This is a genomic window from Clostridium sp. CTA-17, assembly GCF_054767895.1.
This window is the reverse complement of the sequence record NZ_BAAABF010000004.1, coordinates 267,276-284,258: the sequence shown is the minus strand read 5'-3', so window position 1 is coordinate 284,258 and position 16,983 is coordinate 267,276. Positions and strand designations below refer to the sequence as shown.

Below are 16,983 nucleotides of genomic sequence, written 5' to 3'. Positions count from 1 at the left end.
ATGAGAAAATGCCAAGTAGGCGGTCAAGCAGTATTAGAAGGCGTTATGATGAGAGGATCAAAAGGAACAGCCACAGCAGTTAGAACTCCAGAGGGAGATATAGAGGTTTCTTTTGAAAAGACTATACCATATACAAAGAAAAATAAAATTTTAGGGCTACCTTTTATAAGAGGATTTGTAACTCTTATAGAGTCTTTAATTGTAGGATTAAAATCATTAAATTATTCAGCAAGTTTTTTTGATGATACAGAACCGTCTAAATTTGAAGATTGGTTAAATAATAAATTTGGTGAAAAAGCTAATAATGTAATAATGACACTTACAATGATACTTTCCTTTGTATTTGCCATAATTTTATTTGTAGCAATACCAACTGGAATTACTTTTTTACTTAAAAAACTTAATCTTCCAGATTGGAGTTTAAGTGTTATTGAGGGAGTCATAAGTATTGGTATGCTTTTAGGATACATGTACTTAATGGGAAAAGTAGATGATATAGAAAGAGTATTTCAATATCATGGAGCAGAACATAAGACTATATTCTGTTATGAGAATGAAGATGAACTTACAGTTGAAAATGTAAGAAAATATCCTAGATTTCATCCTAGATGTGGAACAAACTTTCTATTTTTAGTTGCTATTGTAAGTATATTTATATTTTCCTTTACTAAATGGGATTCAGTTGCTCAGAGAACGGCTATAAGAGTAGCAATGTTACCAGTAATATCAGGAATAACTTATGAACTTATAAGATGGCTTGGCAAATCTCAAGGAAATTTTGCAAAGATAATAGCAGCGCCAGGATTACAATTGCAAAAATTGACTACAAGGGAGCCTGATGATTCACAAATTGAAGTAGCAATAGCTTCTTTAAGGAGGGCTGAAGGATTGAAAGAACCAAATAAAAAAGTTGGAGAATTATTAAATTTAGGAAATGAAACTTTAAAAGAAGTGGGTATAGATACATATATATTAGACACCCAATTATTATTAGGAAAAGTTTTAGAAAAAGATAAAATATGGCTTATAACGAATAAAAGTGAAGAAGTTAAAAAGTCAGATGAAATACATTTCTTAAACTTATTAGAAAAAAGAAAATCAAAGATGCCTATGCAATATATTTTAGGAACTTGTGAATTCATGGGATTAGATTTTTATGTAGAAGAAGGAGTTTTAATTCCAAGAGGAGATACTGAAATAATTGTAGAGGAAGTATTAAACAATATAGATGAAGATGCAGAGATTAATGTGTGTGATTTATGTTGTGGAAGCGGAGCTATAGGCTTATCTTTAGCTAATTATAGAAAGAATATTACTGTAGATTTAGTAGATATAGATGATATACCAGAAAAAGTTACAAGAAAAAATATAAGAGAATTAGAATTATCAAAAAGATGTGGCTTTATTAAGAGTGATCTTTTAAGTGAAGTCATTAAAAAAGGAAATAAGTATGATATTCTAGTTTCTAATCCACCATATATAAGAACGGAAGTCATAAATACTTTAATGGAAGATGTTAAAGATTATGAGCCGCACCTAGCTTTAGATGGGGGAGAAGATGGTTTAATATTCTATAGAAGAATTATTGATGAATCTTTAGAAGTATTAAAGGAAAATGGTATATTAGCCTTTGAAATAGGACATGATCAAGGTGAGGATGTTAAAAATCTTATGATTGAAAAAGGATACTATGGTGTTAAGGTCATAAAAGATTTAGCTGGTTTAGATAGATGTGTTATAGGAAGAGTAAGCCTTGAAAGATAGCATAGTAGTGTGCTATAATTGTAAAATATGAAAATCTGTATACGGAGTGATAATAGATGATACTTGATAGATTAAATTTTATTGAAAATAAATATGATGAACTTTCAGTTAAGATTAGTGATCCTTCAATAATGGCTAACCAAAAAGAGTGGAGAAAGCTTTGTAAGGAACACGCTGACTTAGAAGTTATAGTTAATAAGTACAAAGAGTACAAAGAAGCGACAGAAGAATTAGAAGCTAACAAAGAGATGCTTTCAGAAGAAAGTGATCAAGAAATGAGAGAGATGATAAACTCTGAAATCAAGGACTTAACAGAAAGAAAAAAAGAATTAGAGGACGAAATACAAATTCTTTTACTACCAAAAGATCCTAATGATGATAAAAACGTATTTGTTGAAATCAGAGGTGGTGCTGGTGGAGATGAAGCAGCACTATTTGCAGCTAATCTTTTCAGAATGTACACTAAATACGCTGAAAAGAATAGATGGAAAGTTGAACTAATGAGTGCAAATGAAACTGACATTGGAGGTTTCAAAGAGGTTGTATTCATGATAAAAGGAGCAGGTGCTTATTCAAAACTTAAATATGAGAGTGGAGCACATAGAGTTCAAAGGGTTCCTGATACAGAAAGTTCAGGAAGAATACATACTTCAACTGCTACAGTAGCTGTTTTACCAGAAGTTGATGATGTAGAAATTGAAATAAACGATAAAGATATTAAAATAGACGTATTTAGAGCATCAGGTAATGGTGGTCAGTGCGTTAACACAACTGATTCAGCTGTAAGAATAACTCACTTACCTTCAGGATTAGTTGTTTCATGTCAGGATGAAAAATCACAGCTTAAAAATAAAGAAAAAGCTATGAAAGTATTAAGAGCAAGATTATTCGAGCAAGCTGAAGCTGAAAGATTAGCTGGTATTGCTGAAGATAGAAAGAGTCAGGTTGGTACTGGAGATAGAAGTGAAAGAATAAGAACTTACAACTATCCACAAGGAAGAGTAACTGATCACAGAATAAACATGACTTTATACAAATTAGATAGTTTCTTAGAAGGTGACATAGACGAAATATTAAATGCTCTAATTACTGAAGATCAAGCTCAAAAGATGAAAGCAATGGGTAATACTGAATTTTAATATACAAAGCCTTACATGAATAATGTAAGGCTTTAAAAATACATAGTTTTAAAATGGTAATTAAAGAGGAATATAATTATGGATATAGATAAAGCTATAAAAAAACAAAAAAAATCATATAAAAGATTCATGTTTGTTATGGTAATACTTCTAATATTATTACCTCTTTTGGTTTGTTTTTTTGAAGTTTATAAGGATTTTCTTATAGTATATTTAATCTTTTTAGAAATTTTTATAGTTATTGTTATGATTAAAAATTTTAATAATATAAGATTAGAATATACTTGTGAAAATGGAATTCTAAGAATAAAACCTAATGTGTTATCTAAATATAAGTATATATACTGCGATAGAGTAGGTTTAGTTCATACAGAAAATGAACTTGAAGATATGAAAATTATAATTGTCTTTACTAACAAAGGAAGAAAAGGTAAATTTGGAAAGCAAGTAGGAGAGTACTTTTGTAAAGTTCATCCTGGACTAAGCAAGGATTATAATAAGATGATTAAATTAAACAAGGAAACACAATGGTATTATATAATAATAAAAAGAGGGGCTTTAAAGAAATTTAAACTTTTAGATGACATTTATAAAAATTGTGTTACAGCAACTTATACAAATGATAGTATTGAAAATATAAAGATCGCAAGAGGTCAGAAGAATTTATAAAAGATGAAGGTGATATTGTTTTATGAAAACAAAAGTACAATTCATAAAAGATATAGATAAAGATATAAAATATTTAGAGGAAGCCGCTGAAATAATAAAAAATGGTGGTATTGGGGCATTTCCTACTGAAACAGTTTATGGATTAGGCGCAAATGCTTTAGATGGAGAAGCTGTTAAAAAGATTTTTGTGGCAAAGGGAAGACCGCAGGATAATCCTTTAATAATACATATAGCTGATAAAAAAGATATAGATAAATATGTTGCTGAAATACCTAAATATGCACAGGAGTTAATGGATAAATTTTGGCCAGGTCCTTTAACAATAATATTAAAGAAAAAAGATATAGTTTCAGATGTTACATCAGCAGGTTTAGATACAGTTGGCGTTAGAATGCCAAATGATGAAATAGCCTTAAAGCTAATAGAACTATCAGGAGTTCCAATAGCAGCGCCATCAGCTAATATATCAGGAAGACCAAGTCCTACAGATATAGAAAGATGTGAAGAAGACTTAAATGGAAGAGTTGATTTTATAATAGGAGCTAAAAAAAGTGAAATAGGAGTAGAATCAACTATAGTAGATGCAACTGGTGAACATTTATGTGTTTTAAGACCTGGAGGCATAACTTTAGAGATGTTAAAGGACATAGATGAAGGAGTATATATAGATAAAGCTATATTAACTACTTTAGATAAAGATACAAAACCTAAGGCACCTGGAATGAAGTATAAACATTATGCACCAAAGGCAAAAGTTAGAATGGTTCAAGGTCCAATAAATAAAATGGTTGAAAAAATTAAAGAAATAGTGCATAATTACATAGATGAAGATTTAAAGGTCGGAATTATGGCAACTGATGAAACAATTTCTATGTACAATGAAGGAATAGTAAAATCATTAGGAACTAGAGAAGACTTAACTTCTGTAACAAAAAATTTATTTGAAATGCTTAGAGCTTTTGATGACTTAGGGGTAGATGTTATAATAACTGAGGCCTTTGAGGAAAAAGATTTGGGCGTAGCCATAATGAATAGATTAAAAAAATCCTGTGGATTTGACATAACAATAGTTTAAGAATATATATGGAAGGAGCTAGATAAAAATGAAACTTTTGAGAAAAAGGAACTGTTTTGAATTTATATTTTTTAAAAATTCTATATTTGTTTTTTTTGAAAGTTTAATATCTTTATTTAGTGTTCTTCCAGTTAATAAAAAAAAGTGCTTTTTTATTTGACTTACTATTTAATTTTTTAAATTAAGTAGTGTTATTAGTCATTGAAAAAGCACTTTTTTTAAAATAATATATTAAAACAAACAGGTATAATGGAGGTTAATGAAATGAAAATAGCAATTGGTTGCGATCATGGTGGATTTAATTTAAAAAACACAGTGATAAAACATTTAGAAGAAAAAGGTATTGAGGTAAAAGATTTTGGTACATACAGCACAGATTCTTGTGATTACCCTGATATATCTATACAGGTTGCAGAAGTTGTAGCTAAAAAAGAATTTGAATATGGTATATTAATCTGTGGAACTGGGATAGGAATATCTATAGCAGCAAATAAAGTTCCAGGAATAAGAGCAGCATTATGTTCTGATACATTTAGTGCTCATGCAACAAGACAACATAACAATGCAAATATTCTAGCTATGGGTGAGAGAGTTGTAGGTCCAGGATTAGCTTTAGATATAGTTGATACTTTCTTAAATTCAGAATTTGAAGGTGGAAGACACCAAAATAGAATAGATAAAATAACAGCTATTGAAGAAAAGTATTCAAAATAATTTGATAAAAAATATTTTTATATAAATTTTAGGAGGAAGATACAATGAGTAAAGTAACAGAAATAACACATCCACTTATATTACATAAGTTAGCTTTTATAAGAGATAAAAATACAGGGTCTAAGGATTTTAGAGAACTAGTAAGTGAAGTTTCTATGCTTATGGCTTATGAGGTAACAAGAAATCTTCCTATGGAAGAAATAGAAATAGAAACTCCAGTTTGTAAAACTAAATGTAAAGTTTTAGCTGGTAAAAAAGTTGCTATAGTTCCAATATTAAGAGCAGGATTAGGTATGGTAGACGGTATGCTACAACTTATCCCAGCAGCAAAAGTAGGTCATATAGGATTATACAGAGATGAAGAAACTCTTCAACCTGTAGAATATTTCTGCAAATTACCACAAGATATAGCTGAAAGAGACATAATAGTTGTTGATCCAATGTTAGCTACAGGTGGTTCAGCTGCAGATGCTATAACTCTTTTAAAGAAAAGAGGAGCTAAGCAAATAAGACTTATGTGTTTAATTTCTTCACCAGAAGGAATAGAGTTTGTACAAAAAGCTCATCCAGATGTTGATATATATGTTGCATGTATTGATGAGAAATTAAATGATCATGGATATATCCTTCCTGGATTAGGTGATGCAGGAGATAGACTATTTGGAACAAAATAGTTATAATTTAAATAGCTACTTATTTTAAGTAGCTATTAATTATTTTTGGAGGTAAATGATTCATGGAAAAGATAAAAGTTTTAACTATCTTTGGAACAAGACCGGAAGCTATAAAAATGGCTCCATTAGTAAAAGAATTAGAAAAAAGACCGGAAATAGAATCAAAGGTTTGTGTAACTGCTCAACATAGAGAAATGTTAGATCAAGTTTTAGAACTATTTGATATAAAGCCTGACTTTGATCTAGACATAATGAAAAATCGTCAAACTCTTACTGGAATAACAAATAGAGTTTTAGAGGGATTAGAAAAGGTATTTACAGAAGAAAAACCAGATATGATACTTGTACATGGTGATACTACAACAACTTTTGCTGGAGGATTAGCAGCATTCTATCAACAAATAAGAGTAGGCCATGTTGAGGCTGGACTTAGAACTTTTGATAAATATTTCCCATTCCCAGAAGAAATGAATAGAAAATTAACAGGTGCTTTAGCTGATTTACATTTTGCTCCAACTAAAGGATCAAAAGCTAACCTTTTAAGAGAAGGAATAAATGAAAACGACATAAAAATTACAGGTAACACTGTAATCGATGCTATGGAACATACTGTAGAAGATAACTATGTTTTTGAAAATGATGAATTAAATAAAATAGATTTTGAAAACAAAAAAGTTATAATGATAACTGCTCATAGAAGAGAAAACTGGGGAGAAGGTATAGAAAATATCTGTACAGCTTTAAATAAAATAGTTGAAGATAATAAAGATGTTGAATTAGTTTATCTTGTTCACTTAAATCCAGTTGTAAAAGAGGTTGTTTATAAAAATCTTGATGGTAAAGATAGAGTACATCTTTTACCACCACTTGATACAAAAGAAACTCATAACTTAATGAATAAATGTTTTATGGTTATGACTGATTCAGGTGGATTACAAGAGGAAGCTCCTCATTTAGGAAAACCAGTATTAGTTTTAAGAGATGTTACAGAAAGACCAGAAGCTGTTCAATCAGGAACAGTTAAATTAGTTGGTACTGATGTTGAAAAAATATTAAAAGAAGCTAATTCACTTATAAATGATGAAAAGGCTTATGCAGAAATGAGTAAAGCTATAAATCCATATGGAGATGGTAAAGCTTCTGAAAGAATAGTAAAAGCTATTTTAAATTACTTTGGAAAAAATGATGAAGAAGTAGAAGAATTTATAAGTAAATAACACTTTGTTAAAAAGTTTAATAAATATAATTTGAATAAATGGTATAAATAGACAGATATTTAGAATATTATAGAAATTTTAATGAAAGAATTCTATAATAAAGCTAAATTATCTGTCTTTTTTTTCGAAAAGAGAAAAAATAATAAAAAAGATTGTTTAAAATTTAACAAAAAATATTGAAAGCTAGTAAATTTATGGTTATAATTAAATCAGTTAGAAAAAATATAGATTTTTGATAAATTTTTACCTAAATGGGAGGTTTTTGATATGAGAGAGGTAGTTATTGCAAGTGCAGTAAGAACAGCATTAGGTTCATTTGGTGGTTCATTAAAGGATGTTCCTGCTGTAGATTTAGGAGCTTTAGTTATTAAAGAAGCTTTAAATAAAGCTGGTGTAAAACCAGAATGTGTTGATGAAGTTTTAATGGGAAATGTAATTCAAGCTGGATTAGGACAAAACCCTGCAAGACAAGCAGCTGTAAAAGCTGGTTTACCAGTTGAAATTCCTTCAATGACAATAAATAAAGTTTGTGGTTCAGGTTTAAGATGTGTTGCTTTAGCAGCTCAAATGATAAAAGCAGGAGATGCTGACGTAATAGTAGCTGGTGGTATGGAAAACATGTCACAAGGACCATATGTTTTAAGAACTGCAAGATTTGGTCAAAGAATGGGCGATGGAAAAATGGTCGATGCTATGGTCAATGATGCTTTAACAGATGCATTTAATGGATACCACATGGGTATAACTGCAGAAAATATAGCAGAACAATGGGGATTAACTAGAGAAATGCAAGATGAATTTGCTGCAAATTCTCAAATGAAAGCAGAAGCAGCTATAAAAGCTGGAAAATTCAAAGATGAAATAGTTCCAGTAGTAATTCCACAAAGAAAAGGTGATCCAATAGTATTTGATACTGATGAATTCCCTAGATTTGGAACAACAGCTGATAAATTAGCTAAGTTAAGACCAGCATTCAAAAAAGATGGTACAGTTACAGCTGGTAATGCATCAGGTATAAATGATGGTGCTGCTGCATTAGTTGTTATGAGTGCTGAAAAAGCAAAAGAATTAGGAGTAACTCCAATCTGTAAAATAGTTTCTTATGGTTCAAAAGGATTAGATCCTTCAATTATGGGATATGGCCCATTCTATGCTACTAAAAAAGCTTTAGAAGGAACTGGATTAACAGTTGCAGATCTTGATTTAATAGAAGCAAATGAAGCTTTTGCAGCTCAAAGTTTAGCAGTTGCTAAAGATTTAGAATTCGATATGAGCAAAGTTAATGTAAATGGTGGAGCTATAGCTTTAGGACATCCAGTTGGAGCTTCAGGAGCTAGAATATTAGTTACATTACTTCATGAAATGATGAAAAGAGATGCTAAGAGAGGTTTAGCAACACTTTGTATAGGTGGAGGAATGGGAACTGCTTTAATAGTAGAAAGATAATAAGTTTACCATTATTATAATATATATTTAAAGATACTATCCTATTTGAGGATGGTATCTTTTTTATTAAAAATTTTTTGTAAATCATGTTTAAATCTAAAAATATATTTAAAAATATGCACGAAATTAATAATAAAAATTCATAGTAAAAATATATAATTTATTTAATTTTATATAAAAAAACATGAATAATAGTAAGAAGAATAGAAAAAAATAGGATTAAAGTGAAGAAAAATATTTAAAATCTTAAATTTTGAAAAAAAAAAATAAAAAAATGTGAATAAATATTAAAAAGGTTATTCAAAACCTTTTAAGTTGTATGTTTTATTCTTAATAGTGGTTTGAAATTTTTTTGATAAAAAAGCCTATAAAAGATACAATTTTATAACAAAAACTTTTAAAAAAGGATTTCAAAATCGAAAATAGTAATCGAAATTTAATTTAAGTTCTTACATAGTAATTTAAAAATTCAGAAAAATGAAATGATAAATTCAAAAACATTCATAAATAATTTATAAAAGAGTAAATGAGAGTTTTTAAGAGTAAAAATGAAGGAAATAGTTAAAATTACTTTAAAATATCAGAATATTAATAAATTCAACCAAAATTTAAATTTTATTAATATTAAATTCGGGAATATAATTAGTAAAGTAACATTGCGGAACTATGGAGGTTATATGTGAACGCTAAAATTAAAAGTTTAGTTTTTTCAATTATGAAGACTAACATTTTATTAACAATAATAGCAACCCTATTAATTAGTTTATTTAATTTTAGATTTGGGGTGGCTTTTTTAGTTGGAAGTATAGTTGCTACAATTAATTTTACAGTAAATGCAATTGTAATTCACAAAGTAATAAATAAAAGAAGAGGAGCTTTAAAGATACAATTAAGTTTTGTATTAAGAATGATATTAATTCTTTTATTTACAGTAATATTTATGAAAGATGTTAAAGTATTAGCATTTTACTTAATAGGATTTATTTCACATCAGATATCAATATTTATTTATACAAAAAAGAATAAGGCCTTATCAAAATAATAAATAAATATTTATATACATATATAAATTAATACTAAGATAGAAAGGGAGTGATTCCGTGGATATCTTTGCACCAATGTTTACAGTTAAGATTGGTAGTTTAACAATTAGTAGTACAATTATTTTTCAATGGGCAGCAATGCTTGTTATAACAATATTCGCTATATTGTCAACTAAAAATCTTAAAAATAAACCAGGTAAGTTACAAGTTGTTTTAGAGTCACTTTATCAAACAGTTTATAACTTGGTAAAGAGTAACATGGGGGAAAGTTATATTGGTTTTGTACCTTATATAGGAACATTAGCAGTATTCCTACTTGTATTAAACCTTTATGGATTAATAGGGCTTGCACCTCCTACTCAAGATTTAAGTGTTGCAGTAGCATTAACAATTACTTCCTTTGTTGTTGTTCACGTTAACGCAATACGTAAATGTCATGTTGGAGGGTATATAAAAGGATACTTTAAGCCTTATCCAGTAATGTTACCTTTAAACTTAATGGAGAGAATTATTTTCCCAGTATCTCTTGCACTACGTTTATTTGGTAATATGTTAGCTGCCACTCTATTAATAGATTTAATGTATTCAGGTCTAGCACATATAGGATGGATAGCTCAGTTAGGTGTGCCAATAGTTGCACATGGTTTCTTCGATGTATTCGACGGAACAATACAAATGATAGTATTTACTATGTTAACAATGGTAAATATTAAAATGACAGCAGAACATTAGAAAAATTAAATGAACAAATCAAAATAACTTTACTTTGATTTAAAAAAGGAGGAATTTTTAATGGATATGAAGTTATTAGCAGCAGGTATAGCTGTATTAGCAGGTATAGGAGCCGGAATCGGTATAGGAATTGCAACAGCAGGAGCAATAGAAGCTACTGCAAGACAACCAGAAGCATCAGATAAAATCCAAAGTTTATTCATCATGGGAGCTGGTCTTTCAGAGGCAACAGCTATATATGGTTTAGTAATTTCAATAATATTATTATTCGTTGTTTAATATCAAATTGCGTACTTTTTATTAAGAACTTATAGTAATTAATAAATGAAGATAATAGAGTTAATATAATTGACTCCGAAGGGAGGCTGTGATTGATATATGGAATTAAATTTTATGAGAATATTAGCTACAATCATTAACTTTATAATATTAATTCTTATACTAAAACATTTTTTCTGGGACAAAATCAAAAGAGCCATCGATGCAAGACAAGAGGCTATAGATGAAACTATCTTAAAGGCCGATGAAGATGCAGAAAAAGCAAGAAGATTAAGATTAGATAATGAAAGAATTCTTAAATCTGCTAAAGAAGAGGGCAGAAAGCTTAGAGAAGAACAGAAAAAAGAAGCTGATAGAATTTATAAAGAAATAGTTGATGATGCTCATAGAGAAGCTGAGGCTATAATAAATAGAGCTAATATTGAAATTCAAAGAGAAGAAGAAAAAGTAAAATACGAGTTAAAGCAACAAGTAGTTGATATTTCTGTAATGCTTTCAGAAAAAGCACTTGGAGAAACTATTGATGAATCTAAACATAGAGAATTAATAAATGATTTTATTGAAAAGGTAGGTATCTAATTATGTATGAATATTTAGATCGTAGATATGCCTTAGCTCTATATGAAGTTGCGGAAGAAAAGCATAAAGTTGAAGAATATTTAAATGATTTAAGAGAAATCTGTGATATTATTTATGGAAATAATGAACTTTATGAAATAATAAAACATCCTCAAATTAGTACTGTAAGAAAGAAAAAAACTTTCAGAAACATATTTGAAGGAAAAATAGATGACGAGTTACTTTCATTTTTAATGGTTCTTATAGAAAAAGATAGAATACTTTATCTAAGAGAAAAATTAAGAGAAATGGAAAAAATCCATCTAGAAAGAAACAATACTTTATTTGCAGAAGTAAAAAGTGTTGTTCCATTAACAGAAGATGAAGTTACAAGACTTGTAGGAAAGTTAGAAAATAAATACTCAAAGAAAATTTTATTAAAGCAAGAAATAGATAAAAGTATCATTGGAGGACTTTTTGTCAGAGTTGGCGATGATGTTATAGATGGTACTGTTAAATCTAGACTTGACGATATGAAACAGATAATGCTTAAGAGAGAATAGAGGTGAGTCTATGCATATTAAACCAGAAGAAATAACTTCTATAATCAAGAATGAAATAAAAAACTATGAAAAAGAGTTAGAAACTGTTGATTCTGGTACTATCATACAGATAGGTGACGGAGTTGCCAGAGTTTACGGATTAGAAGAATGTATGGAAGGTGAACTTCTTGAATTCCCTAATCAAGTTTTCGGTATGGCTCTTAACTTAGAGCAGGATAACGTTGGTTGTGTTCTTTTAGGATCTGAAGAAGGTATAAAAGAAGGAGACATCGTTAAAAGAACTGGAAAAATAGTTGAAGTACCAGTAGGAGAGGCCTTAATAGGTAGAGTTGTTAATTCATTAGGTCAACCTATAGACGGAAAAGGACCTATTAAAAATGATGGATACAGAGCTATAGAAGTACCAGCACCAGGTATACTAGAAAGAAGTTCTGTTAATGAGCCTCTACAAACAGGTATCAAAGCAATCGACTCAATGATACCAATAGGTAGAGGACAAAGGGAGTTAATTATAGGAGATAGACAAACAGGTAAAACTGCTATAGCTATAGATACTATAATTAACCAAAAAGGTAAAGATGTTATATGTATATACGTTGCTATTGGACAAAAACAATCAACAGTAGCTAACATAGTTAACACTTTAACTGAAGAAGGAGCTATGGACTATTCAATAGTTGTAACTGCATCAGCATCAGAATCAGCTCCATTACAATACATTGCACCATATTCAGGATGTACAATGGGTGAATACTTCATGAATAAAGGTAAACATGTATTAATAATATATGATGACTTAAGTAAGCACGCAGTTGCTTATAGAACAATGTCACTATTAATTAGAAGACCACCAGGAAGAGAAGCTTACCCAGGGGATGTATTCTACATCCATTCAAGACTACTTGAAAGAGCTGCTAAGTTATCAAAAGAAAATGGTGGAGGCTCATTAACAGCACTTCCAATAATAGAAACATTAGCAGGAGACGTAACAGCATATATTCCAACTAACGTTATATCAATAACAGATGGACAGATATTCTTAGAAACTGAGTTATTCAACGCAGGACAAAGACCAGCTGTTAACCCTGGTATATCAGTTTCAAGGGTTGGAGGTAACGCTCAAATAAAAGCAATGAAACAAGTTTCTGGTACATTAAGACTAGAACTTGCTCAATATAGAGAGTTAGCATCATTCGCTCAATTTGGTTCAGACCTTGATAAAGATACTCAAGCAAGACTTGAAAAAGGTAAGAGACTTATTGAAATCTTAAAGCAAGATCAATATAAGCCAATGGCAGTTGAAAAACAAATTATGATAATATATGCTGCAGTTAACAATTTCTTATTAGATATTAAAGTTTCAGATATTAAGAAATTTGAAAAAGAATTCTTAGAATATATGGATACTCATCATAGAGAAATTGGTAAAGCTATATTAGATAAGAAAGTTTTAGACGATGAATTAAAATCTGCTTTAGAAAGTGCTATAGTAGAATTTAAAAAAATATTCTTAATGTAAAATAAGAGCATAGCTTTTTAATTAAAGCTATGCCCACATTTTTAAGAATGGAGGTGGAGCTTAAATGGCAGGTGCAGGACTTTTAGAAATTAAAAGAAGAATAAAAAGTATCAAAAACACAAGAAAAATAACAAAAGCTATGGGACTTGTTGCCACTTCTAAGTTAAGAAAAGCTAGACAAAAACTAACTGAAAATAATCAATATTTTAGTAGTCTAGATGAAATTGCTAGAGAATTAATCGGATCATTAAATAGCAATAATAATCCTTTACTTAAACCCAATGATAATCCTAAAAAGTTAATAATATTATTAGCATCAGATTCAGGATTATGTGGTGGATTTAATGGTAATACTGCGGCTTTTGTAAGAGATAAATATGAAGATAATCTTCAAAACATCGAAGCAGTAGTAGTAGGAAAAAAAGGTATCCATTATGTTAAGAAAAACAAGATTTCTACTTTAGCAGAATATGTTGATTTAGGAGATACACCAAACGTTGGTGATGCATCAACTATAGTGAATAAAGCTGTTAAAGAATTTACTGATGGAAATTTTGGAGAAGTAAGTTTAGTTTACACTAAATTCTTTTCACCTGTTAAGCAAGAGGTTGTTGAAGAAAAATTATTACCACTAGACTTAACTGGAGAAAAAGGTAAAGTTTCTTTCTTAATTGAACCGGATGAGGATGAAATAATAGATTCATTAGTTTCATCATATTTAAAAGGTAAATTCATGAATGCTATGTTTAATTCAAAAGCTAGTGAACAAAGTGCTAGAATGCAGGCAATGGACGGAGCAACTAAAAATGCCGATGATTTATTAAACTCATTAGATGCTAAGTACAATAGAATAAGACAAAGTATTATAACACAAGAGATATCAGAAATCGTTGGTGGAGCAGAAGCACAAAAATAAGGAGGTACTCAAAATGTCTAATAATATAGGTAAAGTAGTTCAGGTTATTGGACCAGTTGTAGATATAAAATTTGCAAATGATGAACTTCCTAATATATTTAATGCAATACACATAAAAATGGACGATGGAAAAATCTTAGTTTGTGAGGTAGAGCAACACGTAGGAGACGATATAGTTAGAACTATAGCTATGGAGGCTACTGAAGGACTAAGAAGAGGTGTAGAAGCTGTTGATACAGGAGCACCTATATCAGTACCAGTTGGTGAATGCGTATTAGGAAGAATATTTAACGTATTAGGTAAACCACTAGATAGTGGAGCTGAAGTTAATAATGAAGAAAAATATCCAATTCATAGACCAGCTCCATCATTTGAAGAGCAATCAGTTGTTCCTCAAATGTTTGAGACAGGAATAAAGGTTATCGACCTTTTAGCACCTTACCAAAGAGGGGGAAAAATCGGTCTATTTGGAGGTGCCGGTGTTGGTAAAACAGTTCTTATCCAAGAGCTTATAAACAACATAGCTAAAGAGCACGGTGGACTTTCTGTATTCACAGGAGTTGGAGAAAGATCAAGAGAAGGTAATGACCTTTACTATGAAATGATGGAATCAGGAGTTATAAAAAATACAGCATTAGTATTTGGACAAATGAACGAACCACCTGGAGCAAGAATGAGAGTTGCTTTAACAGGACTTACTATGGCTGAGTACTTCAGAGACCAAGGGCAAGACGTGTTATTATTCATAGATAACATATTCAGATTCTCACAAGCTGGATCAGAGGTTTCAGCTTTATTAGGAAGAATACCATCAGCTGTTGGTTACCAACCAACTCTTGCTACAGAGATGGGAGCTCTTCAAGAGAGAATCACATCAACTACTCATGGATCAATTACATCAGTTCAAGCGGTATACGTACCAGCCGATGACTTAACTGACCCAGCTCCAGCTACAACATTCAACCATCTTGATGCTAAGACAGTTTTATCAAGAAGTATAGCTGAAATAGGTATTTACCCAGCTGTTGATCCACTAGATTCTTCATCAAGAATATTAGACCCAAGAGTTGTTGGAGAAGAACACTATGAAGTTGCTTCAAAAGTTAAGCATATATTAGAAAGATATAAAGAACTTCAAGATATCATCGCTATCCTTGGTGTTGATGAGCTTGCAGATGAAGATAAATTAATAGTTGCTAGAGCAAGAAGAATACAAAAATTCTTATCACAACCATTCACAGTAGCAGAGCAATTTACTGGAATGCAAGGTAGATACGTTCCAATAAAAGAAACTATAAGAGGTTTCAAAGAAATATTAGAGGGTAGACATGACAATGTTCCTGAATCAGCTTTCTTATTTGCTGGAACAATAGAAGAAGTTCTAGAAAAAGCTAGAGCAATAGCCCAATAAAAGGGGTGAATAAAAATGAATAAATTCAAGTTAATTGTTACAACACCAGAAAGAGTTCTTATTTCAGGTGAAGTTTCAAGAGTCTTATGTAAAAATGCTGTCGGTGAGTTTGAAGTATTAGCAGGTCACCAACCTTATTTAACAGCGACTGTTCCTACTGTTACAAGAATAGATGATGAGAATGGTGAAAGTAAATATTTATTTACTTCAACAGGATTAATGAAGGTTCAAAACAATGAAGTTACTTTTTGTGTAAATTCAGCAGAATGGCCTGAAGAAATAGATCAAGCAAGAGCTATGAATGCTAAGCAAAGAGCAGAGGAAAGATTAAACAATAAGACTGATGAGCTAGATGAAAAGAGAGCTAAGTTAGCCTTAGCAAGAGCTATGTCTAGATTAAAGTTAAAAGAAATGTAATTTATATAAAGCATACAGGAAACTGTATGCTTTTTTTATTATGATTATGCTTCTCAATAAATATTTTTATGTAATTAATAGAACTTTTTCAGATTACTATAATATATTGATAATATATAAGAGAATTATTGTATAAAAATACTATCCTTGACAATAATTTAGATGGAAGGGTGGTATATTAATGAATAATAATATTTTGGTAGCAGCATTATTTTGTTTCTCTCTTATTTTTAGTCCAAGCACTATTAATTTAGATAATAAAGTCTATTCTAAAGTTGAAGAGGAGATTTGTAATATAGAAGAGTATGGTATGAAAATAGAATATATTACAGATGAAAATATGAAAGATAAGTTTAATCATATTAGTGATTATATTAAAATTGAAGATTTTACTAGTATAGTAGAAAAAGAAAATGAAATATATTTAAATACTTCAAAAAAACAATTTGATTTAGATATTAATCTAATAGAAGAAAATTCAAAAAGTAGAGTTCAAATAGTAATTGTTTCTAAAAATAGAATTGATTTTAATAATATTAAGGAACATTTTCAAGTTATTCATAATAAAAATATGAAAAATATAAAATATTATACTTATATAAAAGGCACTATTAGAGAGAATAATAATATAGATGAAATTGAAGAAAAACTTATAGAATCAATTGGTAAGAGTAAGGTAAAGGAAACTAAAAGAATAAATTTAGAGAAAGGAACTACAGGAATAATTAATCTTAAGAGTGATTACCAGTTTAATTACTCCATTATGACATATGAGGAAGATAGGAAGTTGATTTTAGGAACTCCTATCATATTCACAACATATTAAAATAATTTTAATGGAGGATAA

The 16,983-nt window shown here is 29.8% G+C and carries 18 protein-coding genes; all 18 read left to right on the top strand.

What is annotated here, in order from left to right; translation table 11 throughout:
* Complete coding sequence (gene prmC, locus ACYUCG_RS09455; protein WP_460268494.1) at window positions 1-1,764, top strand: peptide chain release factor N(5)-glutamine methyltransferase; 1,764 nt, start codon at window positions 1-3, stop codon at window positions 1,762-1,764.
* 56 nt (window positions 1,765-1,820) lie between these two features.
* Window positions 1,821-2,903 carry a peptide chain release factor 1 gene (gene prfA / locus ACYUCG_RS09450; RefSeq protein WP_003452315.1) on the top strand — a complete coding sequence of 361 codons (1,083 nt, stop codon included), beginning with the start codon at window positions 1,821-1,823 and terminating at the stop codon, window positions 2,901-2,903.
* Between the two features lie 78 nt (window positions 2,904-2,981).
* Window positions 2,982-3,572, top strand: a complete 591-nt coding sequence (locus tag ACYUCG_RS09445) for a hypothetical protein (protein WP_003452379.1) — start codon at window positions 2,982-2,984, stop codon at window positions 3,570-3,572.
* Window positions 3,573-3,594: 22 nt separating this feature from the next.
* Entirely contained in the window at window positions 3,595-4,647 is a 1,053-nt protein-coding gene (locus ACYUCG_RS09440) for an L-threonylcarbamoyladenylate synthase (RefSeq protein ID WP_003457388.1), read from the top strand.
* Window positions 4,648-4,911: 264 nt separating this feature from the next.
* Window positions 4,912-5,361 (top strand): ribose 5-phosphate isomerase B, encoded by a 450-nt coding sequence (rpiB, locus tag ACYUCG_RS09435; RefSeq protein WP_283681876.1) that lies wholly within the window; start codon window positions 4,912-4,914, stop codon window positions 5,359-5,361.
* Between the two features lie 44 nt (window positions 5,362-5,405).
* Window positions 5,406-6,035, top strand: coding sequence for a uracil phosphoribosyltransferase (upp, locus tag ACYUCG_RS09430; protein ID WP_460268493.1), 630 nt, complete (start codon window positions 5,406-5,408; stop codon window positions 6,033-6,035).
* Between the two features lie 62 nt (window positions 6,036-6,097).
* Window positions 6,098-7,252 carry a non-hydrolyzing UDP-N-acetylglucosamine 2-epimerase gene (gene wecB, locus ACYUCG_RS09425; protein WP_460268492.1) on the top strand — a complete coding sequence of 385 codons (1,155 nt, stop codon included), beginning with the start codon at window positions 6,098-6,100 and terminating at the stop codon, window positions 7,250-7,252.
* Window positions 7,253-7,519: 267 nt separating this feature from the next.
* The gene (locus tag ACYUCG_RS09420; RefSeq protein WP_060795531.1) at window positions 7,520-8,698 is read left to right on the top strand and encodes an acetyl-CoA C-acetyltransferase; all 1,179 of its coding nucleotides are present in this window, start codon (window positions 7,520-7,522) and stop codon (window positions 8,696-8,698) included.
* A gap of 679 nt (window positions 8,699-9,377) precedes the next feature.
* Window positions 9,378-9,740, top strand: a complete 363-nt coding sequence (locus ACYUCG_RS09415; RefSeq protein WP_060795532.1) for an ATP synthase subunit I — start codon at window positions 9,378-9,380, stop codon at window positions 9,738-9,740.
* Window positions 9,741-9,798: 58 nt separating this feature from the next.
* A complete protein-coding gene (locus tag ACYUCG_RS09410) occupies window positions 9,799-10,473 on the top strand; it encodes a F0F1 ATP synthase subunit A (protein ID WP_081092153.1) in 675 nt (224 codons plus the stop codon).
* A gap of 60 nt (window positions 10,474-10,533) precedes the next feature.
* On the top strand, window positions 10,534-10,752 hold the full coding sequence (gene atpE / locus ACYUCG_RS09405; protein WP_011592986.1) for an ATP synthase F0 subunit C: 219 nt from the start codon (window positions 10,534-10,536) through the stop codon (window positions 10,750-10,752).
* 99 nt (window positions 10,753-10,851) lie between these two features.
* Window positions 10,852-11,331 (top strand): F0F1 ATP synthase subunit B, encoded by a 480-nt coding sequence (locus tag ACYUCG_RS09400; RefSeq protein ID WP_060795533.1) that lies wholly within the window; start codon window positions 10,852-10,854, stop codon window positions 11,329-11,331.
* A gap of 2 nt (window positions 11,332-11,333) precedes the next feature.
* Window positions 11,334-11,873: a F0F1 ATP synthase subunit delta gene (locus ACYUCG_RS09395; RefSeq protein WP_060795534.1), complete on the top strand. Its 540-nt coding sequence runs from the start codon at window positions 11,334-11,336 to the stop codon at window positions 11,871-11,873.
* Between the two features lie 10 nt (window positions 11,874-11,883).
* Window positions 11,884-13,392: a F0F1 ATP synthase subunit alpha gene (gene atpA, locus ACYUCG_RS09390; RefSeq protein ID WP_060795536.1), complete on the top strand. Its 1,509-nt coding sequence runs from the start codon at window positions 11,884-11,886 to the stop codon at window positions 13,390-13,392.
* 64 nt (window positions 13,393-13,456) lie between these two features.
* A complete protein-coding gene (gene atpG / locus ACYUCG_RS09385; RefSeq protein WP_060795537.1) occupies window positions 13,457-14,308 on the top strand; it encodes an ATP synthase F1 subunit gamma in 852 nt (283 codons plus the stop codon).
* 13 nt (window positions 14,309-14,321) lie between these two features.
* Window positions 14,322-15,719, top strand: a complete 1,398-nt coding sequence (gene atpD, locus ACYUCG_RS09380; protein ID WP_060795539.1) for a F0F1 ATP synthase subunit beta — start codon at window positions 14,322-14,324, stop codon at window positions 15,717-15,719.
* A 15-nt stretch (window positions 15,720-15,734) separates the two neighbouring features.
* Window positions 15,735-16,136: a F0F1 ATP synthase subunit epsilon gene (locus tag ACYUCG_RS09375; RefSeq protein ID WP_460268491.1), complete on the top strand. Its 402-nt coding sequence runs from the start codon at window positions 15,735-15,737 to the stop codon at window positions 16,134-16,136.
* Window positions 16,137-16,317: 181 nt separating this feature from the next.
* A complete protein-coding gene (locus tag ACYUCG_RS09370) occupies window positions 16,318-16,962 on the top strand; it encodes a hypothetical protein (RefSeq protein WP_283681868.1) in 645 nt (214 codons plus the stop codon).
* The last annotated feature ends 21 nt before the right edge of the window (window positions 16,963-16,983 follow it).